A 20,182-nucleotide genomic window follows, 5' to 3' on the forward strand; every position below is an offset into this window, starting at 1 on the left:
TACTGGTCCCCATGACCCGCTTGATCCTCGCCACCCGCAACGCCGGAAAGATCACCGAGCTGAAGGCGATCCTCGCCGACGCCGGGCTGCCCCACGAACTCGTCGGCGCGGACGCCTTCCCCGACATCCCCGACGTCAAGGAAACCGGCGTCACGTTCGCCGAGAACGCCCTGCTCAAGGCCCACGCCCTGGCCCAGGCGACCGGCCTGCCCGCCGTGGCCGACGACTCCGGCCTCTGCGTGGAAGTCCTGGGCGGCGCGCCGGGCATCTTCTCCGCCCGCTGGGCCGGCCGCCACGGCGACGACAAGGCCAACCTCGACCTGCTCCTGGCCCAGCTCTCCGACATCGCCGACACCCACCGCGCGGCCCACTTCGCCTGCGCGGCCGCCCTGGCCCTCCCCGACGGCACGGAACGCGTGGTCGAGGGCCAACTCCGCGGCACCCTCCGCCACACCCCCGCCGGCACCGGCGGCTTCGGCTACGACCCGATCCTCCAGCCCGACGGCGAAACCCGCACCTGCGCGGAACTGACCCCCGAGGAGAAGAACGCCATCAGCCACCGCGGCAAGGCGTTCCGGGCACTCGTACCGGTGGTGCGGGAGCTGCTCGGGGCCTGAGGCGGCGGGGAACGCGCGGAGGGCTCGGCCCGCACAGTGCGGGACCGAGCCCTCTTCAGGGTGCGGTCGGTGGGACTCGAACCCACACGGGATTTCTCCCACGGGCACCTAAAACCCGCGCGTATCGCCTATTTCGCCACGACCGCCCCAAAACGGACATCCGGCTACGCCGTGCCGCTTGGTGACCACAGTGTACGGGGACGCCCGTCCCCGCCGTGCCGGGACTTCCCGCGGCACCATGTGGCCGTCAGTGCGTGGCAGTTCGGGCAGAGATAGCGCAGATTCTCCGCCCGGTTGTCCAGCCAGTTGCCGTCGATGTGGTCGATCTGGAGCGTGATCGGCTGCCCCAGCCACTCGCCGTCGTTCCCGCAGGACGCGCATCGGTAGGGAATGCCGCGCTCTTGAAGGGCCGCATGCAGTCGTTCCCGGTTGAGGCGCGCAGACCCGGACGGCAGGACGCTGAGGACGCCGTCGGTGCTCGATCGCCTCGAGGCTGCCGGAGCCGAGCCCCAGGACCGTCGCTTGAAGTGGCTGGTGTCGAGCTTCATCTGCGCCACCCGGCGGCGCACCCGACGGTGGTTGGTGTGGTTCACCTCGAGCCCCAGGGCGCGCATGACGTCCGCGTAACTCTCGCTGGAGCGTACGGCGGCGCGGAGCTTGTCGTCCGGCGGGGCGGACCGGGTGTGGCGGAAGTGGGAGGTGTCGATCGAGCGCTCCCGGAGTATGCGACCCAGAGCCGCCCTGGACCGCCCGTCGTCCGGAATGCCGAGCGCTCTGGCCGTGCTGCGGATGCTGTCGGCGGACGCGGCGGCGGCGCGCAGCTCCTCGTCGGTGAACGGCAGCTCGATGCGGCGTCGGCTGATGCCCGGGAAATGGCTGATGTCGATGCCCGCCGCCTCGATGCGGCGACGGATGTGCGAAAGCGTGCCGACTGCCGGGGTCGCCCCCAGCTTGAGGGCGACCTCACGCAGGCTCGTGGACGATGCGGCGGCTTCGGCGATCGCGCCGTCCGGATACCTGCGCCAGGGGCTGCGCTGCTTGAAGTGGCCGGTGTCGATGCCGTGCGCGGCGACCTTCTGCTGCAGTACTCGGCGCTGTCCGCCGCTGGGCTTGAGGCCCAAGCGCCGCATGAGCTCGTTCCACGTGTGTGAATCGCTCACGGCGGCCGTCAGCAGCTCGCGAGCGTACTTGTCCATGTCGCCCATATCCCCCCGAATCGGCTAGGTGTTCCCGTCTCGCACAGATCAATGATCTGGATCGCGACGGGTCACGCCTGGCCGCGCGATGGAGGGGGCGGCGGCTGGCGTCAGATCCCCAGATCCTTGATGATCTTGGCCACGTGGCCGGTCGCCTTGACGTTGTACAGGGCGCGTTCGACCTTGCCCTGTTCGTCGACGACGACCGTGGAGCGGATGACGCCGACGACCGTCTTGCCGTAGAGCTTCTTCTCGCCGAAGGCGCCGTAGGACTCCAGGACCTGCTTGTCGGGGTCGGCGAGGAGGGTGACCTTCAGGGATTCCGTCTCGCGGAACTTGGCCAGCTTCTCCGGCTTGTCCGGGGAGATGCCGATCACGTCGTAGCCCGCGCCGGCCAGCAGTTCCAGGTTGTCGGTGAAGTCGCAGGCCTGCTTGGTGCACCCGGGGGTGAGGGCGGCGGGGTAGAAGTAGACGATGACCTTGCGGCCCTTGTGGTCGGCCAGGGACACCTGGTTGCCGTCGGCGTCGGGCAGGGTGAAGCCGGGAGCTTCGTCCCCGGGCTGAAGTCGCTCGCTCATCCGGCTAGCGTAACCGGGGGTGCTGACAGTGCGCCGAGCCGCAGAGCTGACAGACTGTCCGGAACAGGCAAACGCAGACTTCGGAGGCCGTACGGTGGCGGATACGTCGGACACCAGAACCCCGGCGCAGATCGAGGCGGACATCAAGCGCCGCCGCGAGCTGCTGGCCGAGACGCTCGACGAGATCGGGGTGCGGGTGCATCCGAAGACCATCGTCGGGGACGCCAAGGCCAGGGTCGTATCGAATGTCGATCGCACTCTCGGCCGGGCGTACGTCGAGGTCAATCGGGTCGTGAGCGATGTGAAGGCCTCGTTCGTGGACGACCAGGGGGCACCGCGCCTGGAGCGGGTCGTGCCCGTCGCGGTGGTCGCCGTCGCGTTCGTCGGGGTCCTCGTGCTCGGGACCCGGCGACGCAAGGGCTGAGGCAGGACAGGTAGGTTCGAAGGCGTGAGCGCCAAGAGAGACGACCAGAGCATTGCGCACGACAAGCTGCCCATCCGGATGCTGCACGACCGCGTGCTCGTCCGGCAGGACACCAGCGAGGGCGAGCGGCGTTCCGGTGGCGGCATCCTGATCCCCGCCACGGCGGCCGTGGGCCGTCGGCTGGCCTGGGCGGAGGTCGTCGCGGTGGGGCAGAACGTACGGACCGTGGAGCCGGGCGACCGCGTGCTCTACGACCCGGAGGACCGCGCGGAGGTCGAGGTGCGCGGTGTCGCGTACGTGCTGATGCGCGAGCGCGACCTGCACGCCGTGGCCGCGGACCGGTTCGAGGGGTCCGAGGACTCCACGGGGCTCTACCTGTAGAGCGGAAGCGCGGGAGCGGAAGCGCGTGAGCGGAAGAGGAACGGGCTGGTGACGCTTGTCACCGGCCCGTTCCTCGTCTTCCCTCGTCTCCCTCGTCTTCCGGCTTTGCTACGGTGGAAACGCACCCGACGAGACGCGCCGTACCGGGTTGAAGGCAAAGACGACGCACCCCCGTCAGTCCGCCTGTCTCTCGGAGGTGCCTCCCATGGCCTGGGTTCTGCTGATCATCGCCGGTCTGCTCGAAGTCGGCTGGTCGATCGGGATGAAGTACACCGACGGTTTCACCCGCCTCGTCCCCAGCCTGTTCACCGGCGCCGGCATCGTCGCCAGCATGCTGCTGCTGTCCTATGCGTCCCGGTCCCTTCCCATCGGCACCGCCTACGGCGTCTGGGTCGGGATCGGTGCCGCCGGTGCGGCGGTGCTCGGCATGGTGGTGCTGGGGGAGCCGGCGACCGCCGCCCGGATCTTCTTCGTCTGTCTGCTGCTGGTGGCCGTGGTGGGTCTGAAGGTGACCTCCGGGCACTGAGTCAGCCGACCCGGCCGCTCACTGCCTGCGGGTTCCGCCCGTCGCCCCCGCGGCCGTCCCGGCCACCACCCCGCCGTCGGTGTCGCCGGTGGTGCCGCCGTCCGTGGTGCCGCCGGTCGTCGTGTCGCCGGTGGTGCCGCCGTCGGTGGTGGTGCCGCCGTCCGTGGCCGTGCCGCCGTCGGTGGGGGTGCCACCGGTCGTCGTGTCCCCGGTGGTGCCGCCGTCGGTGGTCGTGCCGCCGTCGCCGGTGGTGCCGTCCGTCGTGCCGCCCTGCGTCTGGCCCTCGGTCGGTCCCTCGGTGTCGTCGCCGGGCTCGTCGCTCGTCTCGTCGGTGGGCTCGCTGGTGCTCGGGTCCGGGGAGGCGGGCGGGACGCTCGGGTAGACCCATTCCTCGGCGCCGTCCTGGAGCGTCAGGCTGAAGTCGCGGACCGGGGTGCCCTTGAGGGCGTCCTTGGTGAACTGCGCCCAGATGTCGGCGGGCGCGCCGCCGCCGTTCATGCGCGGTTCGCCCATCGCGCCGTACAGCGACTTGTGCGCGGCGGTGACCGGGTCCTGGCCCATGACGGCGACGACGGTGGCCAGGTCGGGGGTGTAGCCGGCGAACCAGGCGGCGGTGTCCTCCTCGGCGGTGCCGGTCTTGCCGGCGGCGGGGCGGCCGGCGGCCTGCGCGGCGGTCGCGGTGCCGTTCTCGACGACGCTCTGGAGGATCGAGGTGGTGGTGTCGGCGGCGGCGCGGCTGATCGCCTGGCGGGTCTTGCGCTCGGGGAGCCGGACGTCGGTGCCGTCCTTGGTGACCTTTTCGATCATGGTGTAGGTGCCGTGCTCGCCGTGGTTGGCGAGGGTGGCGTACGCCTCCGCCATGTCGAGGACGCTGGCCGTGGCCGTGCCGAGCGCGATGGACGGGCCGGCGTGCAGTTCGGGGGTGTCCTTCGGCAGGCCGAGGTCGATCGCGGTCTGCTTGACCTTGTCGGAGCCGACGTCGACGGCCATCTGCGCGTACACCGAGTTCACGGACTTGTCGGTGGCCTCGCGGACGGTGATGTCGCCGTAGTCGTAGTGGTCCTCGTTCTCGGGGGCGTAGTGGCCGCCGTCCCAGCCCTGGACGGGGCGCTCGCTGGTGCCGTCGTAGATCGTGTTCGGGGTGATGAGGCGGCCGTCCTGGGTGGTGGAGTCGTTCTCGGCGGCGGAGGTGAACACGAACGGCTTGAAGGTGGAGCCGACCTGGAAGTCGCGGCGGGTGGCGTTCGGCGTGTACTGCTTGACGTAGTCGATGCCGTTGTACATCGCCACGACCTTGCCGGTCTGCGGGTCGACGGCGGCGCCGCCCGCGCGGACGTAGGTGTCGACCTTGTTGTTCTTCTTGTCCAGCTTGTCCATCAGCTGGTCGTTGACGGCCTTGACGAAGGCGTCCTGCCGGGGCTTCTCCAGGGTGGTGGTGATGCGGTAGCCGCCCGCGTCGAGGGCGTCCGCGTCGACGATGCCGTTCTCGATCAGGTAGTCCTGCGCGATCCGCACGACGTAGCCGCGCTGCCCGGACAGGCCGGTGGAGACGGTGGTCTCCTTCGGCATCGGGAACTTCATCCCGGCCCGCTTGGACTCCGTCAGCCAGCCCTCCTTGACCATGCCGTCCAGCACGTAGTTCCAGCGGGCCTCGGCGGCCTTCCGGTTCTGCGGGTGGGCGACCACGTCGTACTCGCTGGGCGCGTTCAGCAGCGCGGCGAGGTAGGCGCCCTTGGCCGCGTCGAGCTCGGTCGCGTCGACGCCGTAGTAGGCCTGGGCGGCGGCCTGGATGCCGTAGGCGTTGCGGCCGAAGTAGCTGGTGTTGAGGTAGCCCTGGAGGATGTCGTCCTTGCTCTTCTCGCGGTCCAGCTTGATCGCGATGAAGAACTCCTTCGCCTTGCGGGTCAGGGTCTGCTCCTGGGCCAGGTAGTAGTTCTTCACGTACTGCTGGGTGATCGTGGAGCCGGACTGCTTGCCCTTGCCGGTGGCGGTGTTCCAGCCGGCCCGCAGCATCGCCTTGGGGTCGACGGCGGACTCGGAGTAGAAGTCGCGGTCCTCGGCGGCCAGCACGGCGTGCTGGGCGTCCTTGGAGATCTGGCCGAGGGTGACGTTTTCCCGGTTGACCTCGCCGTCGCGGGCGAGCACGGTGCCGTCGGCGTAGAGGTAGACGTTGCTCTGCTTGACGGCGAGGGCGTTGGCCGGCGGGATCTTGACCAGCGAGTAGCCGAGGAAGAACAGGCCCGCCAGCAGCAGGAGGCCGATCACGAAGGTACCGAGCACCATCCGCCAGGTGGGGATGATCCGGCGCCAGCCGGTGCGCCTGGGCTTCTTGGCCTTCTCGCCCCCCGGCCCGCCCTCGGTCGGCTGCTGCGCCTGCGGCTCGTCGCTCATGTCGTGCACGGACTCCTGTTTTAGCCGCGTACGTTGTCGTACGCCTCGTACGTCTTCTGCGCCCCCCGATAGAGACTCTCGCACCGCGCGTTCCGTTCCCGGATCGCCGCACCTGTCGCGGCGGAATTCGCCTGACAGCCCGGTCGGCCGCCCGCTAGGCTCCTGCGCTTCGTGTCGGGCGGTCCTGGAGGGCGGTTGGCGTGGGTGCGGGACGGTTGTACGCGGCCGTCGCGGCCGGGGGTTTTCGACGGTACGCGACGTATCGGGCGGCGACGGCCGCCGGGGTCTTCACGAACACCGTCTTCGGCCTGGTTCTCGTCTACACCTACCTGGCCCTGTGGGACGAAAGACCGCAGCTCGGCGGGTACGACCAGGCGCAGGCCGTCACCTATGTGTGGCTGGGGCAGGCGCTGCTGGCGGCCGTCGCGATCGGGGGCGGTGGCTTCGAGGACGAGCTGATGGAGCGCATCCGTACGGGTGATGTCGCGATCGACCTGTACCGGCCGGCCGACCTGCAGGCGTGGTGGCTCGCCGCGGACCTGGGCCGGGCCGGGTTCCAGCTGCTCGGGCGGGGTGTGCTGCCGTTCGCGTTCGGGGCGCTGGTCTTCGAGGTCGCCCTGCCGGGTGATCCGCTGGCCTGGGTGGCGTTCGTGGTGGCCGTGGCGCTGGGCATGCTGGTCAGCTTCGGGATCCGGTACCTGGTGGCGCTGAGCGCGTTCTGGCTGATGGACGGCACGGGTGTGGTGCAGATGGCGTGGCTCGCCGGTGTCTTCTGCTCGGGGATGCTGCTGCCGCTGAACGTGTTCCCGGGGGAGCTGGGGGAGGTCGTACGGGCGCTGCCCTGGTCGTCGCTCCTCCAGGCGCCCGCCGACGTCCTGCTCGGCAAGGCGGATCCGCTGCCGGTGTTCGCCTTCCAGGCGGCGTGGGCGGTGGCGCTGCTGGCGGCGGGGCGGCTGGTGCAGTCGGCGGCGACGCGGCGGGTGGTGGTGCAGGGTGGGTGACAGCCGGGTGCGGGAGAGCGCGGTGCCGGTGCGGGGCGCCGGGGAGAGCCGGGTGCTCGACGGGCTGCGCGCCTACCGGATGATCGCCGCGATGTGGATCCGCTCCACGATGGCCTACCGGGCGTCCTTCGTCATGACCACCTTCGGCAACTTCGCGGCGACCGCGCTGGACTTCGTGGCGATCCTGCTGATGTTCTCCCGGGTGGACGCGCTCGGCGGGTACGCGCTGCCCGAGGTCGCCTTCCTGTACGGCCTGTCCAGCGTCTCCTTCGGCCTGGCCGACCTGGCGATCGGTTCGATGGACCGGCTGGGTCGGCGGGTGCGCGACGGCACCCTGGACACCCTGCTGGTGCGGCCGGCGCCGGTGCTCGCCCAGGTCGCCGCCGACCGTTTCGGGCTGCGCCGCCTCGGCCGGGTCACCCAGGGCGCGCTGGTGCTGGGCTACGCGCTGTGGACGGTCGGCATCGACTGGACCGTGCCGAAGCTGCTGCTGATGCCGGTGATGCTGGTCAGCGGGGCGGGCATCTTCTGCGCGGTGTTCGTGGCGGGCGCGGCGTTCCAGTTCGTGGCGCAGGACGCGTCGGAGGCGCAGAACGCGTTCACCTACGGCGGCACCACACTGCTGCAGTACCCGCCGACGATCTTCGGCAAGGAGCTGGTGCGCGGGGTGACCTTCGTCCTGCCGCTGGCCTTCGTGAACTGGCTGCCCGCCGCGTACGTCCTGGACCAGCCCTACCCGCTGGGGCTGCCGCAGTGGGTGGCGTTCACGCCGCCGCTGGTGGCGGTGGCGTGCGGGGCGCTGGCGGGGCTCGCGTGGCGGGCGGGGCTGCGGACGTATCGGAGCACGGGGAGCTGAGGAGCCCATGGAACCCATGAAGCCCATGAAAGCCGTGAAGCCCATGACGGCCATGGACGGTGCCTTCATCGAGGTGGACCGCGTCGAGAAGGTCTTCGACGTGCGCAGGAAGACCGGCTTCCTCAAGCGGGAGCGGCGGCAGGTGCGGGCCGTGGACTCGATCTCCTTCACCGTGCCGCGCGGCGAGATGGTCGGGTACATCGGGCCGAACGGCGCCGGAAAGTCGACGACGATCAAGATGCTGACCGGCATCCTGACGCCGAGCGGCGGCCGGCTGCGGGTCGCGGGCATCGACCCGTCCCGGGAGCGGTCGCGGCTCGCGCACCGGATCGGGGTGGTGTTCGGTCAGCGTACGACGCTGTGGTGGGACCTGCCGCTGATCGACTCCTACCGGCTGATGCACCGCATGTACCGCATCCCCGACGCCCGTTACCGCGCGAACCTCGATCGCTGCGTCGAACTCCTCCAGCTGGGCGAGCTGTTGGACGTGCCGGTGCGTCAGCTCTCCCTCGGCCAGCGGATGCGCGGAGACATCGCGGCGGCGCTGCTGCACGACCCGGAGGTGCTGTACCTGGACGAGCCGACGATCGGCCTCGACGTCGTGTCCAAGGCGAAGGTGCGGGACTTCCTGCGGGACCTGAACGCCGAGCGCGGCACCACCGTGCTGCTGACCACGCACGACCTCCAGGACATCGAGCAGTTGTGCTCCCGGGTGATGGTCATCGACCACGGCCGGCTCATGTACGACGGCCCGCTCACCGGCCTGCACGAGGCGGGCGAGAGCGAACGGACCCTCGTCGTGGACCTGGAGCGGGAACTCCCGCCGATCGACGCGCCGCCGCCCGCCCGGGTGGTCCGGGTGGAGGGGCCCCGGCAGTGGCTCGCCTTCCCGGCGGCCCAGTCGGCGGCGCCGCTGGTGGCGCGGATCGCGCAGGACTACCCGCTGGTCGACCTGTCGGTGCGGGAGCCGGACATCGAGGCGGTGATCGCGAAGATGTACGAGGAGCGGGCGAGCGCGTAGTGCGGGGCGGGGCGAGTACGTAGGCTGCTGTGTATGACCGACGATGCCCCGGAGCTGCGCGCCTCCGACGCCGATCGTGAACGAGTCGCCGAGGTCCTGCGGGACGCCGTCGCGGAGGGCCGGCTCGACATGGCGGAGTTCGAGGAGCGGCTGGACGCGACGTACCGGGCGCGGACGTACGGGGAACTGGCCCCGATCACCCGGGACCTGCCGGTCGCCGGGGTCACCGCTCCCTCCGTGCCGCTTACGAAGGACCAGGCGGGCGGCGGGAGTTGGGCCGACCGGATCGTCGGCGGCGAGGGCACGTCGCGGGCGGCGGTCGCCGTGATGTCCGGGTTCCAGCGCAAGGGGCGCTGGACCGTGCCGCGCGCCTTCACCTGCTTCGCCTTCTGGGGCGGCGGCGAGCTCGATCTGCGCGAGGCGGACTTCGCGGCGGGCGAGGTCCGGATCAACTGCGTGATGATCATGGGCGGTATGAACATCGTCGTGCCGCCCGGGGTCGAGGTCGAGGTGCGCGGCTTCGGGCTCATGGGCGGCTTCGACCACAGCGAGGAGGGGGTGCCGGGCGATCCCGGCGCCCCGCGCGTGATCGTCTCCGGGTTCGCCTTCTGGGGCGGCGTCGGCGTCGAGCGCAAGCTGCCGCGGGCCGAGCGCAAGCGGCTGAAGGAGGAGCGCCGCCAGGAGAGGCTGGAGCGGAGGACGGAGCGCGGCGAGCTGGAGGACTGAGACGCCCCTTCCGGGGCTTCACCGGGCTCCCGCAGCCGTTGCCGGGCTACAGCCGTGCCGGTGCCGCGCCCTTCAGGTCGTCCAGGTCGATCGCCTCCGCCATCCGTGCGTAGCCCTTGTCGCTGGGGTGGAGGTGGTCGCCCGAGTCGTAGTCGGAGCGCAGGCGGCGGGGGTCGTACGGGTCGCGCAGCGCCTGGTCGAAGTCGGCGACCGCGTCGTAGACCGAGCCGGAGCGGATCTCCGCGTTGATCTCCTGGCGCACCGCCTCGCGGGCGTCGGTGTAGCCGCGGTGGCCGTGGAAGGGCATCAGGGTGGCGCCGATGACCTTGATGCCGCGGGCGTGGGCCTGCCGGACCAGGGTGCGCAGGCCGTCGACGATCTCGTCCGGGTCGGCGAGCCGCGGGTTGCGCAGGATGTCGTTGACGCCCAGGTCGATGACGACGACCTTGACGTTGGTGCGGCCGAGGACGTCGCGGGAGAAGCGGTTCAGCCCGCTGGGGTTGTCGGCGGGGCGGCCCAGGCCGTCGTCGAGGACCCGGTTGCCGCTGATGCCCTGGTTGACGACGCTGTAGCGGGGCACGTCCCGCCGGTCGGCGAGGGCGTCGCGGATGCGCTGCGAAAGGATGTCCGTCCAGCGGAGGTTGGCGCCCTCGGTGGAGGTGATGCCGTCGGTGAGGGAGTCGCCGAGGGCGACGACGGTCCCGTCGGACTCGTTGCTCAGCACGTCCAGCGCGGTCAGGTAGCGCCAGTACTCCACCTGCTCGGTGTAGCCCGTGCCGGTGACGTCCTCGGTGAGGTCGCCCTCGGCGGCGTAGGAGATCTGCCGGGCGTGCGGGTGGTGGGTGACGGGGCCGGAGGAGGTGGGGGAGTAGGTGGTGACCAGGACGTCGCTGTCGTGCGGGACGCGGAGGGTGACCGCGTCGCTGAGCACCTGCCCGCCGGCCGGGACGATCACCGTGGTGTCGCCGTTGAACGTCAGCCGCCGCATCGTCTCCGGCAGGGCCGCCGCGCTGTCGTCGGCGGCGGCGAGGGCGATCGAGGCGTGGGTGATGGTCAGCGGGCGCTGGCCGTAGAGATTGGACAGCGTGATACGGGCACTCGTCCCTCCGACGCTCGCGTGCACGACGTTGCGCACCGAGCGGTTCGCCAGCCCCGTGGTCTCCGTGCCGGGCTCGGCCGCCGCCGGCGACGCCGACCAGGAGCCGACCCAGGTGCCGGTGGAGGCGGGTGCGGCGGAGTTGCGCGGGGCGCGTCCGGCGGCGACGGTCTGCCGGCCGGTGCCGTCGTCGGACGAGACGCCGACGTATATCGCGGTGGAAAGGGCCACGATCAGGGCGGTGATCGCGGCGAGCAGGGCATAACCGTGACGCCTGGTCATGCGGGTGTGGGTCTCCTCGGGCGTGCGGAGCCCCCGAGGCTCCGATGTGATCACCTCATGATGCGTCATGAGGCGGGGGGCGGTTGAACGGGACCCCCCTTTGGGCCAATGGCGTTCACGCGTACGTTTCCCCGACCGGACAGACGCCGGGAACTCTTGTTCCGTTCCAGGAGTAGGTCAGGAAGGGACAATGTCATAGCGGGGCATCGGGAACGGGTGGAGCGGATGGATCGCACGAAACCGGAAGAAACCGAAGAGACCGAGGAAGTGGCAGGGGCGGGCCCGGCAGGGCAGGCGGCCACCGCCGCCGGCGTCCCCGCCTCCGCCGCCCGCGCCATGACCACCTTCAGCGCCGCCGACGAGGAGAAGCAACGCGGCGTACGCCGGATGAAGATCACCGCGACCGGCCTGCTGCTGCTCGTCGCGCTGATCTACGTCCTCGCCAAGGTGGCCTCCCACCACGGTGCCGGCGCCTGGGCGGGCTATGTCGCCGCCGCCGCCGAGGCCGGCATGGTCGGCGCGCTCGCCGACTGGTTCGCCGTCACCGCCCTCTTCCGCCACCCCCTCGGCCTGCCCATCCCGCACACCGCGATCATCCCCAACAAGAAGGACCAGCTGGGGGTGTCCCTCGGCGAGTTCGTCGGCGAGAACTTCCTCTCCGAGGCGGTCGTACGGCAGCGGCTGCGCGCCGTCGGCATCGGCAGCCGCCTCGGCACCTGGCTCGCCGAACCCGCCAACGCCGACCGGGTCACCGCCGAGCTGGCGACCGCGCTGCGCGGCGCGCTGACCGTGCTGCGCGACTCCGACGTGCAGGCCGTGGTCGGCGAGGCGATCACCCGGCGCGCCGAGGCCCAGGAGATCGCGCCCGGCATCGGCAAGATGCTGGAGCGGGTCGTCGCCGACGGCGGCCACAGACGCGTCGTCGACCTGGTGGTGACCCGCGCCCACGACTGGCTGGTCCTGCACGGCGACGACGTCATGGACGCCGTGCAGGGCGGCGCGCCCGGCTGGACCCCTCGGTTCGTCGACCGCAAGGTCGGCGAGCGGGTCTACAAGGAGCTGCTGAGGTTCTGCGCCGAGATGCGCGACATGCCCGGCCACCCCGCGCGCGGCGCCCTCGACCGCTTCCTCACCGACTTCGCCTCCGACCTCCAGTCCGACACCGACACCCGGGCCCGGGTGGAGCGGCTGAAGGGCGAGGTGCTGGGGCGCGGCGAGGTCCAGGACCTGATCGCGTCCGCCTGGACGGCCGTACGGGCCATGATCGTCTCCGCGGCGGAGGACGAGCGCAGCGAGCTGCGGCTGCGGGTCCGGGCCTCCCTGCTGTCCCTGGGCGCCCGGCTGGCGGTGGACCCCAAGCACCAGAGCAAGGTCGACGGCTGGATCGAGGGTGCGGCGGTGCACGTCGTCACCACCTACCGCAAGGAGATCACCTCCCTGATCACCGACACCGTGGCGAGCTGGGACGCCGAGCACACCACGCGGAAGATCGAGGCGCACATCGGCCGTGACCTGCAGTTCATCCGCATCAACGGCACGGTGGTGGGCTCGCTTGCGGGCCTGCTGATCTACACGGTGTCGCGGGCACTGGGGGCGTAAAAGCGCGGTTGACGGGGCACTCGGCTGAAACTGTCGCGGCCTTTTCGCCGGTCGCGGCGTCCGGTCGGCCGACTCGACGAGGAGGAGCCCGTGTCCGTCGGTACCGTCACCACCGCCGTCCCCGCCCGCTTGGACAGACTTCCCTGGTCACGCTGGCACTGGATGATCGTCATCGGTCTCGGCACCGTCTGGATCCTGGACGGCCTGGAAGTCACCATCGTCGGCAACGTGGCCGGCCGTATCGCCGAGGAAGGCAGCGGCCTGGACATCTCGGCCGCCCAGGTCACCGGCATGGCCGCCGCGCTCTATGTGGCGGGAGCCTGCTCGGGCGCCCTGTTCTTCGGCTGGCTGACCGACCGCTACGGCCGCAAGAAGCTGTTCATGGCGACGCTCGCCGTCTATCTGGCGGCGACCGCGCTGACCGCGGTGTCCTTCGAGACCTGGTGGTTCTTCCTCTTCCGGTTCCTCACCGGCTTCGGCATCGGCGGCGAGTACGCGGCCATCAACTCCGCGATCGACGAGCTGATCCCGTCCAAGTACCGGGGACGCGTCGACCTGATCATCAACGGCAGCTACTGGCTGGGCGCGATCGGCGGCTCGCTGCTGTCCATCGTGATGCTGGACACCGACATCTTCCCCAAGGACCTCGGCTGGCGGCTCAGCTTCGCGCTCGGCGTCGTCCTGGGCCTGGTCATCCTGCTGGTCCGGCGGCACGTGCCGGAGAGCCCGCGCTGGCAGTTCATCCACGGCAAGGGCGACGACGCCGAGCAACTCGTCACCTCCGTCGAACGGGAGATCGAGCAGGAGAAGGGCGAGAAGCTGTCGCCGCCCGCCGGTGAGATCACCATCCACCAGCGCAAGAGCATCGGCTTCGGCCTGATCGCCAAGACCGTCTTCGGCAAGTACCCCCGCCGCGCGGTCCTCGGCCTGTCCCTCTTCATCGGCCAGGCGTTCCTCTACAACGCCATCACCTTCGGCTTCGGCACCATCCTCATCACCTTCTTCGACGTGCCGACCGGCCACACCGGCTACTACTTCGCCGTCATCGCCGCCGGCAACTTCCTCGGCCCGCTGGTCCTCGGCAAGCTCTTCGACACGGTCGGCCGCCGGATCATGATCTCCGGCACCTACCTGCTCTCCGGCCTGCTGCTGTTCGGCACCGCCTGGCTCTTCGACCGCGGCACGCTGACCGCCACGACCATGACGGCCTGCTGGTGCGTGGTGCTGTTCTTCGCCTCCGCGGGCGCCTCCAGCGCGTACCTGACGGTCTCCGAGATCTTCCCCATGGAGACCCGCGCGATGGCCATCGCCTTCTTCTACGCCCTCGGCACCGCCGCCGGCGGCATCAGCGGCCCCCTGCTCTTCGCCGACCTCACCGAGTCCGGCGTGGTCGGCGACACCGTCCTCGCCTTCCAGATCGGCGCCGGCCTGATGTGCGCGGCCGGCCTGGTCGCGGCCTTCCTGGCGGTGAAGGCGGAACGCCGCTCCCTGGAGGACATCGCGCTGCCGCTGTCGGCCACGGAGGAGAAGTCGTCGTCGGTGGGGGTGCGGTCGGGGACGGTCACGCCGTAGGCCCCGCCGGGCGGTTAGGGGGGCGAGACGCCCCCTAGGCCCCGGTCGTGGACCCCGGCCGTACGATCATCAGCACGGTCACCACCGCCCACAGGACGTTGAAGATCCCGGTGAACATGGCGAGCCGCACGGTCGCCTCCCGGGACCCGTCACCGGCGACGCCGCTGCCGCCCATCTCCAGCAGCGCGCTCTGCCGGGGCAGCACCAGGGCCACCAGGACCAGCGCGGCGAGCGCGGTCAGTGCGATGGACACGATCAGCCAGGCGTCGCCGAGGACGCCCATGCTGCTCGCGGTGGCGAACCCGAAGACGGGGACGACGACACCGACCGTGGCGTACACCCGGCAGATGCGGTGCAGCAGCCGCACGGTCTCGGCGGCCCGCGGATCGTCGGGCGACGCCATGGCCCGGCGCGCGGCGGGCGGGAACATGCTGGCGGCGACGGTGACGGGCCCGATCGCGAGGATCGCGGCGATGACGTGGACGGCGAGAAGGAACTTGGTCACGCCGGTGACGGTAGGCGGGCCCGGGGATCGCGAAGAAGTGGCGATAGTGCCAGGGTCCAACGGATTCTCGCCAGCGCATCTGCCGGCAGTCAGGGGCAGCTCCACCTGCCGTGTGCCCCGGCTGCCAGGGGCTGCTCCGCCTGCCGGGGCAAGGCAGAGCACGGTTGGCGGCATCCCGTCGCACCCCTACGATCCCGCCATGCACACCGTCGCCGTACTGGCCCTGGACCGGGTGATCCCCTTCGACCTGTCCGCCCCGATCGACGCGTTCGGCTGGGCCCGGCTGCCCGACGGCAGGGAGGCGTACCGGGTGCGGGTCTGCTCGGACCGGGAGGAGGTGAACGCGGGCTCGTTCACGATCCGGGCGCAGTACGGCCTCGACGCGCTGGCCGAGGCGGACACGATCATCCTGCCCGGCGTGGAGGACCCGCCCGACCCGTTGCCGCCGGGCGTCACGGAGGCCCTGCGCGCGGCGGCGGCCGACGGCACCCGCATCGCGTCGGTCTGCGTCGGCGCGTTCCTGTTCGCGGCGACGGGCCTGCTGGACGGCCTGCGCGCGACCACGCACTGGATCGCGGCACCGGACCTGGCGGCGCGTTACCCGCGGGTGACGGTCGACCCGAACGTCCTCTACGTCGACAACGGCCAGTTCCTGACCTCGGCGGGCGCGGCGGCGGCCCTGGACATGTGCCTGCACATGATCCGCACGGACCACGGCTCGGCGGTCGCCGCGCACGCCGCCCGGATGTCCGTGATGCCGCTGGAGCGGGAGGGCGGCCAGGCCCAGTTCATCGTCCACGACCGCCCGCCGGCCCCGTCCGGCGCCACGTTCGAGCCGCTGCTGAACTGGCTGGAGGACAACTGCGACAAGGATCTGACGCTGGAGGACATCGCGGGCCGGGCGGGCATGAGCACCCGCACCCTGAACCGCCGGTTCCGCGAACAGACCGGGACGACGCCGCTGCAGTGGCTGCACCGGGCGCGGGTGCGGCGGGCCCAGTACCTGCTGGAGACGACGTCCCACCCGGTGGAACGCATCGCCGCCCAGGCGGGCTTCGGCTCCCCGACGGCCTTCCGGGAACGCTTCCGGCGGGTGGTGGGGACGAGCCCGCAGGGGTACCGGAAGGCGTTCAGGTCAGGGTCGGTGTAAGGGGCCCTGCAAAGGCGCGGCGTCAGGCGGCCGCGCCACGCGTTCGCGTACGGGCTCAGCCCTGCCGGTCGGCGACAGCCCAGGAGGCGAGGGCGACGGCCCCGGCCACCCCGAACACGGCCGGCCAGGCGCCCACCTTCTTGGCCAGCGGATGCGAACCGGCGAAGGCGGCGACGTACGCGGCCGTCAGCGCGCCCGCGGCCTTCCCGCCCGCCCGCTGCCGCCACTGCTGCGCGGCCGCGGCCCCCGCGACGGCCAGCACGGCCCCGCCGAGCGGTCGCTTCCTGGTCCAGCGGGCGACGCCGTAGCCACCGACGAGCCCGGACGCGGCGATGAGGGAGCTGGGAACTCTGGAGAGGTCGGCCATGCTCCGACCCTAACGCGGGGGCGGGGAACGGGCCCGAACATGAGCCGAGGCTTGTCAAGTTTCCTCTCCGGAGTTATATAAAAAGTCGTAGGGCATCGCACACCACGGACAGCGCCTGCGAAAGGAGTGACCTGTGATGCTCATGCGTACCGACCCCTTCCGCGACCTCGACCGCCTCGCGCAGCAGGTGTTCGGCAGCACCGCCCGCCCGGCCGTGATGCCGATGGACGCCTACCGGTCCGGGGACGACTTCATCGTCCACTTCGACCTCCCCGGCATCGACCCCGAGACGATCGAGCTGGACGTCGAACGCAACGTCCTCAGCGTCCGCGCCGAGCGCCGCTCCCCGGCCCCCGAGGACGCGGAGCTGATCGCCGCCGAGCGCCCCACGGGCACCTTCACCCGTCAGCTCTTCCTCGGCGACACCCTCGACACGGAACGCATCGACGCCTCGTACGAGGCCGGCGTGCTGACGCTGCGCATCCCGGTGGCCGAGACGGCCAAGCCGCGCCGCATCCCGATCGCGGGCGGCGACGGCGGCGGTCGCAAGCAGCTGAGCGGCTGAGCGGCTGAGCACCACCACTCGCTGAGCGGCCGAGCTGCTGAGCGCCACCACTCACCGGAAACGTCCCGCGGGCCGCGGACACCGCACGCCCGCGGGACGGCGGAACCCAGCAGGACAGGAGGAACAACGCGACGATGACCGTGACGACGACACTGGACCGAACCACGCCCACCACCACCCTCGCCGCGGGCACGGACGGCTGGCCGGAGCTGATCGACGCGGTGCGGGAGGCGGGCCAGTACCCCACCCGGGCGGAAGCGGAACGCGTCACCCGTACGGTCCTCTCGGCCCTGGGCGGCCACGTCGTCGGAGAGGAACGGGTGGAGCTGGCCCGGGCCCTCCCCGCGGAGGCGGCCAGAGTGATCGCCGCCCAGATCCCGGCGACCCGTCCGCTGACCGCCGCGGAGTTCGTGGACTCGGTGGCCGCCCGCATCGAGGGCGCGACCCCCGCGACGGCCCGCTGGGACGTCAGCTCGGTCCTGAGCGTCCTGCCGCCCCTGATCGGCGACGACCTGCTGACCCGCATCCTGTCCGAACTCCCGCCGGGCTACGCCCTGCTGTTCGGCCGCCCGCAACTGACACCGGCGCGGCCTCGATGATCCCCCTCGGGCGGCCGACCTGTGCTACGGTCTTGGTGTTGCAGTTGTGGTACCCATGAACCTATGTGCGCCTGACGGGAATGTTTCTCCTTCGGGCGCATTATTTGTTTTCCGGGCATCTCCGGATGGGGCCTCTGCCTACAGAAGGAGAATGTCATGGCACAGGGAACCGTGAAGTGGTTCAACTCTGAAAAGGGCTTCGGGTTCATCGAGCAGGACGGCGGCGGCCCCGACGTCTTCGCCCACTACTCGAACATCGCGACCCAGGGCTTCCGCGAGCTCCAGGAAGGCCAGCGGGTCAGCTTCGACGTCACGCAGGGCCAGAAGGGCCCGCAGGCGGAGAACATCGTCCCCGCCTGATCGCCGGACGCGTATTCCGCTCACCGGGGTCCGCACCGTCATGGTGCGGACCCCGGTTTGTGCTGTTTCCAGGAAGGCAGATAACGGCATGTCCCGCAGACCCCAGAAGTCGAACCGGCGCGCCTCGTCACCCCCACCGTCCGCGTCGTCGCCGAGGGAGTTCCGGCTGCCGGAGGGCACGACACCCGCACTCCCCGCCGTCGAGGAGTTCGCCGCGCTCGACATGCCCGCGGGGCTGCTGCAGACCCTCACCGCGCAGGGCGTCACCACCCCGTTCCCCATCCAGGCCGCCACGCTGCCCAACTCCCTCGCCGGCCGCGACCTGCTCGGACGGGGGCGCACCGGTTCGGGCAAGACCCTCGCGTTCGGGCTGGCGCTCCTCGCCCGGACGGCCGGACTGCGCGCGGAACCCAAGGCACCCCTCGCGCTCGTGCTGGTGCCCACCCGTGAACTCGCCCAGCAGGTGACCGACGCGCTGACCCCCTACGCGACGGCGGTGAACGTCCGCCTGGCCACCGTGGTCGGCGGACTCTCCATCACCAAGCAGGCCGGTGCGCTCCGGCGCGGCACCGAGGTGCTGGTGGCGACCCCCGGCAGGCTCAACGACCTCGTGGAACGCGGGGACTGCGTACTGGACGACGTACGCATCACGGTGCTGGACGAGGCCGACCAGATGACCGACATGGGCTTCCTGCCGCAGATCACCAAGCTGATCCAGCGCGTACGGCCCGACGGCCAGCGCATGCTCTTCTCGGCCACCCTGGACCGCAACATCGACCGCCTGGTGCAGCGGTTCCTGACCGACCCCGTGGTGCACTCCGTGGACCCGTCGGCGGGAGCGGTGACCACCATGGAGCACCACGTGCTCCACGTGCAGGACGAGACCGACAAGAAGGCCGTCACCACGCGCATCGCCGCCCGTGACGGCCGGGTCATCCTCTTCCTCGACACCAAGAGGTCCGCCGACCGGCTCGCCAAGCGGCTCCTGGCCGTCGGCGTCCGCGCGGCGGCACTGCACGGAGGCCGCTCCCAGCCGCAGCGCAACCGCACCCTGGAGCAGTTCAAGAACGGCCAGGTCACCGCCCTGGTGGCGACGAACGTCGCGGCCCGGGGCATACACGTCGACGACCTCGACCTCGTCGTGAACGTCGATCCGCCCACCGACCACAAGGACTACCTCCACCGGGGCGGCCGCACGGCCCGCGCCGGCGGCTCCGGCAGCGTGGTCACCCTGGTCCTGCCCGACCAGAAGCGGGACGTCACCCGGCTCATGTCGGACGCCGGCATCCGCCCCCGGGCGACCCGCGTCGCGTCGAGCGACGCGGAACTGGCCACCATCACCGGCGCCCGCGAGCCCTCCGGCGTGGCCGTCACCATCGAGGTGCCCCAGCAGGCGACGACGCCGAAGGCGTCCCGCCCGGACGGGAAGCCCGGCGGCAAGCCCGGAAGGCGATCGGGCCGCCGACGCGGCAACGCCGAGGGGGCTGAGACCGCGTCACGTACCGCTACCCGGAAGACGGCAGGGGCGACGCCGTCCGGTGACTCACCCAGCCGCTCATCTGGCGGTACCTCCGCGACCGGCGGGCGCGGCTCTGCCCGTCGGACGGGGTCCGGCGGTGCAACGGGCGCCGCTTCCGCCGGCACGGGCGGCCGCGGTTCCGACCGCCGGTCCGGGGCCCGCGCGGCGAACGGCACCGCCTCCGGCAAGGCCGCCCGCGGATCCGCGCGCCGGAAGCCGGCCAACGGAGCCACGGGCGGCGCCACCGGTACCCGGGGCGGCACGCGCTAGGACTGCTGCCGATGCCGCTGCCGGGCCCGCAACTCCACCACGTACGCGGAGGAGACGGCACTCCCGGCAGCGGCGAGCCCGAACCCGAAGACGACGGGATTGACGTACCCGGGCACGTCGTCGGTGCGGTACGTCCCCCCGTCACCGGTCCCACACACGAACCCGAGCGGCAGCAACCGCACCTCGTAGTCGACGATGCCGGCGGCCGACTGCTGCCAGTCGTCCGTACGGCAGGGCCGCACCGGCGCGGAATCGGTGCCCCCGTCCTCCGCCTCCATCAGCGCCCCGGTGACCCCGAGAAGCCCCCACCCGTACATCCCGAAGGCGACAGCCGCGGCGACCCCGGCGAACCCACGCAACACGGCCGGGGTGTTCTCGGGCTGCATCCCACTGCCGGCGAGGGTCTGCCCGCCGTACCCGAGAAACCCGAAGACGGCGATCACGCAGACCACGACGAACAGCAGACTCAGCAGGAACATCCCCGGAGTCCAACAGCCCGCTCGCCTGGCGGCAGTGGCGGAACCCACACCTCCGGCAACAGAATCGCCACAGCACACACCAGCAACCCGGAGGAACGGAGG

At 71.2% G+C, this 20,182-nt stretch carries 22 protein-coding genes, 1 tRNA gene and 1 riboswitch; of the genes, 15 read left to right on the plus strand and 8 right to left on the minus strand.

Going from position 1 to position 20,182, the window contains the following annotated elements; translation table 11 throughout:
• Positions 1 to 11: 11 nt before the first annotated feature.
• Positions 12 to 617, plus strand: coding sequence for an RdgB/HAM1 family non-canonical purine NTP pyrophosphatase (gene rdgB / locus AMK31_RS00625; RefSeq protein WP_073938277.1), 606 nt, complete (start codon positions 12 to 14; stop codon positions 615 to 617).
• Between the two features lie 61 nt (positions 618 to 678).
• Here rdgB and AMK31_RS00630 read toward each other — a convergent pair.
• The 3 genes from AMK31_RS00630 to bcp form a co-directional block, all read right to left on the minus strand.
• A tRNA-Leu gene (locus AMK31_RS00630) sits at positions 679 to 763 on the minus strand.
• Between the two features lie 18 nt (positions 764 to 781).
• The gene (locus AMK31_RS00635) at positions 782 to 1,813 is read right to left on the minus strand and encodes an HNH endonuclease signature motif containing protein (RefSeq protein WP_073938916.1); all 1,032 of its coding nucleotides are present in this window, start codon (positions 1,811 to 1,813) and stop codon (positions 782 to 784) included.
• Between the two features lie 110 nt (positions 1,814 to 1,923).
• Entirely contained in the window at positions 1,924 to 2,391 is a 468-nt protein-coding gene (gene bcp, locus AMK31_RS00640; RefSeq protein WP_073938278.1) for a thioredoxin-dependent thiol peroxidase, read from the minus strand.
• 94 nt (positions 2,392 to 2,485) lie between these two features.
• Between bcp and AMK31_RS00645 the strand changes: the two genes are divergently transcribed.
• From AMK31_RS00645 to sugE, 3 genes are all read left to right on the plus strand, one after another.
• Complete coding sequence (locus tag AMK31_RS00645) at positions 2,486 to 2,815, plus strand: DUF3618 domain-containing protein (RefSeq protein ID WP_073938279.1); 330 nt, start codon at positions 2,486 to 2,488, stop codon at positions 2,813 to 2,815.
• Positions 2,816 to 2,893: 78 nt separating this feature from the next.
• On the plus strand, positions 2,894 to 3,196 hold the full coding sequence (locus AMK31_RS00650) for a GroES family chaperonin (RefSeq protein WP_125517739.1): 303 nt from the start codon (positions 2,894 to 2,896) through the stop codon (positions 3,194 to 3,196).
• 102 nt (positions 3,197 to 3,298) lie between these two features.
• Positions 3,299 to 3,366, plus strand: a riboswitch (guanidine-III (ykkC-III) riboswitch).
• A 35-nt stretch (positions 3,367 to 3,401) separates the two neighbouring features.
• Positions 3,402 to 3,722, plus strand: coding sequence for a quaternary ammonium compound efflux SMR transporter SugE (gene sugE, locus AMK31_RS00655; protein ID WP_073938281.1), 321 nt, complete (start codon positions 3,402 to 3,404; stop codon positions 3,720 to 3,722).
• 18 nt (positions 3,723 to 3,740) lie between these two features.
• Here the strand turns inward: sugE and AMK31_RS00660 are convergent, their stop codons facing one another.
• On the minus strand, positions 3,741 to 6,113 hold the full coding sequence (locus AMK31_RS00660; RefSeq protein ID WP_073938282.1) for a transglycosylase domain-containing protein: 2,373 nt from the start codon (positions 6,111 to 6,113) through the stop codon (positions 3,741 to 3,743).
• Between the two features lie 200 nt (positions 6,114 to 6,313).
• Between AMK31_RS00660 and AMK31_RS00665 the strand changes: the two genes are divergently transcribed.
• From AMK31_RS00665 to AMK31_RS00680, 4 genes are read left to right on the plus strand one after another with little or no spacing between them, the layout of a single operon-like run.
• Entirely contained in the window at positions 6,314 to 7,114 is an 801-nt protein-coding gene (locus tag AMK31_RS00665) for an ABC transporter permease (RefSeq protein WP_073938283.1), read from the plus strand.
• On the plus strand, positions 7,107 to 7,970 hold the full coding sequence (locus tag AMK31_RS00670) for an ABC transporter permease (RefSeq protein WP_241842495.1): 864 nt from the start codon (positions 7,107 to 7,109) through the stop codon (positions 7,968 to 7,970). The genes AMK31_RS00665 and AMK31_RS00670 overlap by 8 nt, the downstream gene beginning before the upstream one ends.
• Positions 7,971 to 7,977: 7 nt before the next feature.
• Complete coding sequence (locus AMK31_RS00675) at positions 7,978 to 8,991, plus strand: ABC transporter ATP-binding protein (RefSeq protein WP_079186626.1); 1,014 nt, start codon at positions 7,978 to 7,980, stop codon at positions 8,989 to 8,991.
• A gap of 33 nt (positions 8,992 to 9,024) precedes the next feature.
• A complete protein-coding gene (locus tag AMK31_RS00680) occupies positions 9,025 to 9,717 on the plus strand; it encodes a DUF1707 SHOCT-like domain-containing protein (RefSeq protein WP_073938284.1) in 693 nt (230 codons plus the stop codon).
• 46 nt (positions 9,718 to 9,763) lie between these two features.
• Here the strand turns inward: AMK31_RS00680 and AMK31_RS00685 are convergent, their stop codons facing one another.
• Positions 9,764 to 11,095: an SGNH/GDSL hydrolase family protein gene (locus AMK31_RS00685; RefSeq protein WP_073938285.1), complete on the minus strand. Its 1,332-nt coding sequence runs from the start codon at positions 11,093 to 11,095 to the stop codon at positions 9,764 to 9,766.
• 225 nt (positions 11,096 to 11,320) lie between these two features.
• On the opposite strand from AMK31_RS00685, the gene AMK31_RS00690 reads away from it, so the two are divergent.
• Together AMK31_RS00690 and AMK31_RS00695 are read left to right on the plus strand one after the other, a co-directional pair.
• Entirely contained in the window at positions 11,321 to 12,694 is a 1,374-nt protein-coding gene (locus AMK31_RS00690) for a DUF445 domain-containing protein (RefSeq protein ID WP_107468505.1), read from the plus strand.
• A 90-nt stretch (positions 12,695 to 12,784) separates the two neighbouring features.
• A complete protein-coding gene (locus tag AMK31_RS00695) occupies positions 12,785 to 14,266 on the plus strand; it encodes an MFS transporter (RefSeq protein WP_073938286.1) in 1,482 nt (493 codons plus the stop codon).
• Positions 14,267 to 14,300: 34 nt separating this feature from the next.
• Here the strand turns inward: AMK31_RS00695 and AMK31_RS00700 are convergent, their stop codons facing one another.
• Entirely contained in the window at positions 14,301 to 14,771 is a 471-nt protein-coding gene (locus tag AMK31_RS00700) for a DUF2269 family protein (protein WP_073938287.1), read from the minus strand.
• A gap of 199 nt (positions 14,772 to 14,970) precedes the next feature.
• Here AMK31_RS00700 and AMK31_RS00705 point away from each other — a divergent pair, with 199 nt between their 5' ends.
• Positions 14,971 to 15,921 carry a GlxA family transcriptional regulator gene (locus tag AMK31_RS00705; RefSeq protein ID WP_073938288.1) on the plus strand — a complete coding sequence of 317 codons (951 nt, stop codon included), beginning with the start codon at positions 14,971 to 14,973 and terminating at the stop codon, positions 15,919 to 15,921.
• A 55-nt stretch (positions 15,922 to 15,976) separates the two neighbouring features.
• Here the strand turns inward: AMK31_RS00705 and AMK31_RS00710 are convergent, their stop codons facing one another.
• Positions 15,977 to 16,288, minus strand: a complete 312-nt coding sequence (locus tag AMK31_RS00710; RefSeq protein WP_073938289.1) for a hypothetical protein — start codon at positions 16,286 to 16,288, stop codon at positions 15,977 to 15,979.
• 136 nt (positions 16,289 to 16,424) lie between these two features.
• On the opposite strand from AMK31_RS00710, the gene AMK31_RS00715 reads away from it, so the two are divergent.
• From AMK31_RS00715 to AMK31_RS00730, 4 genes are all read left to right on the plus strand, one after another.
• Positions 16,425 to 16,853, plus strand: coding sequence for an Hsp20/alpha crystallin family protein (locus AMK31_RS00715; protein WP_198948389.1), 429 nt, complete (start codon positions 16,425 to 16,427; stop codon positions 16,851 to 16,853).
• Between the two features lie 134 nt (positions 16,854 to 16,987).
• Positions 16,988 to 17,452: a DUF2267 domain-containing protein gene (locus tag AMK31_RS00720; protein ID WP_073938291.1), complete on the plus strand. Its 465-nt coding sequence runs from the start codon at positions 16,988 to 16,990 to the stop codon at positions 17,450 to 17,452.
• Between the two features lie 156 nt (positions 17,453 to 17,608).
• Positions 17,609 to 17,812 carry a cold-shock protein gene (locus AMK31_RS00725; RefSeq protein WP_007502648.1) on the plus strand — a complete coding sequence of 68 codons (204 nt, stop codon included), beginning with the start codon at positions 17,609 to 17,611 and terminating at the stop codon, positions 17,810 to 17,812.
• An 88-nt stretch (positions 17,813 to 17,900) separates the two neighbouring features.
• On the plus strand, positions 17,901 to 19,601 hold the full coding sequence (locus AMK31_RS00730; protein WP_073938292.1) for a DEAD/DEAH box helicase: 1,701 nt from the start codon (positions 17,901 to 17,903) through the stop codon (positions 19,599 to 19,601).
• Here the strand turns inward: AMK31_RS00730 and AMK31_RS00735 are convergent.
• Positions 19,598 to 20,080 (minus strand): hypothetical protein, encoded by a 483-nt coding sequence (locus tag AMK31_RS00735; protein ID WP_073938293.1) that lies wholly within the window; start codon positions 20,078 to 20,080, stop codon positions 19,598 to 19,600. The two genes, AMK31_RS00730 and AMK31_RS00735, sit on opposite strands and share 4 nt — an antisense overlap.
• Between the last annotated feature and the right edge of the window lie 102 nt (positions 20,081 to 20,182).

Source organism: Streptomyces sp. TSRI0107 (assembly GCF_001905845.1).
Taxonomy (GTDB): Bacteria; Actinomycetota; Actinomycetes; order Streptomycetales; family Streptomycetaceae; genus Streptomyces.

Excerpts from the sequence above, each read along its gene's own strand:
- rdgB (WP_073938277.1), top strand. The coding sequence starts at position 12 with ATGACCCGCTTGATCCTCGCCACCCGCAACGCCGGAAAGATCACCGAG.
- AMK31_RS00635 (WP_073938916.1), bottom strand. The coding sequence starts at position 1,813 with ATGGACAAGTACGCTCGCGAGCTGCTGACGGCCGCCGTGAGCGATTCA.
- bcp (WP_073938278.1), bottom strand. The coding sequence starts at position 2,391 with ATGAGCGAGCGACTTCAGCCCGGGGACGAAGCTCCCGGCTTCACCCTG.
- AMK31_RS00650 (WP_125517739.1), top strand. The coding sequence starts at position 2,894 with ATGCTGCACGACCGCGTGCTCGTCCGGCAGGACACCAGCGAGGGCGAG.
- sugE (WP_073938281.1), top strand. The coding sequence starts at position 3,402 with ATGGCCTGGGTTCTGCTGATCATCGCCGGTCTGCTCGAAGTCGGCTGG.
- AMK31_RS00660 (WP_073938282.1), bottom strand. The coding sequence starts at position 6,113 with ATGAGCGACGAGCCGCAGGCGCAGCAGCCGACCGAGGGCGGGCCGGGG.
- AMK31_RS00675 (WP_079186626.1), top strand. The coding sequence starts at position 7,978 with ATGGAACCCATGAAGCCCATGAAAGCCGTGAAGCCCATGACGGCCATG.
- AMK31_RS00680 (WP_073938284.1), top strand. The coding sequence starts at position 9,025 with ATGACCGACGATGCCCCGGAGCTGCGCGCCTCCGACGCCGATCGTGAA.
- AMK31_RS00685 (WP_073938285.1), bottom strand. The coding sequence starts at position 11,095 with ATGACCAGGCGTCACGGTTATGCCCTGCTCGCCGCGATCACCGCCCTG.
- AMK31_RS00690 (WP_107468505.1), top strand. The coding sequence starts at position 11,321 with ATGGATCGCACGAAACCGGAAGAAACCGAAGAGACCGAGGAAGTGGCA.
- AMK31_RS00705 (WP_073938288.1), top strand. The coding sequence starts at position 14,971 with ATGCACACCGTCGCCGTACTGGCCCTGGACCGGGTGATCCCCTTCGAC.
- AMK31_RS00710 (WP_073938289.1), bottom strand. The coding sequence starts at position 16,288 with ATGGCCGACCTCTCCAGAGTTCCCAGCTCCCTCATCGCCGCGTCCGGG.
- AMK31_RS00715 (WP_198948389.1), top strand. The coding sequence starts at position 16,425 with ATGCTCATGCGTACCGACCCCTTCCGCGACCTCGACCGCCTCGCGCAG.
- AMK31_RS00720 (WP_073938291.1), top strand. The coding sequence starts at position 16,988 with ATGACCGTGACGACGACACTGGACCGAACCACGCCCACCACCACCCTC.
- AMK31_RS00725 (WP_007502648.1), top strand. The coding sequence starts at position 17,609 with ATGGCACAGGGAACCGTGAAGTGGTTCAACTCTGAAAAGGGCTTCGGG.
- AMK31_RS00730 (WP_073938292.1), top strand. The coding sequence starts at position 17,901 with ATGTCCCGCAGACCCCAGAAGTCGAACCGGCGCGCCTCGTCACCCCCA.
- AMK31_RS00735 (WP_073938293.1), bottom strand. The coding sequence starts at position 20,080 with ATGTTCCTGCTGAGTCTGCTGTTCGTCGTGGTCTGCGTGATCGCCGTC.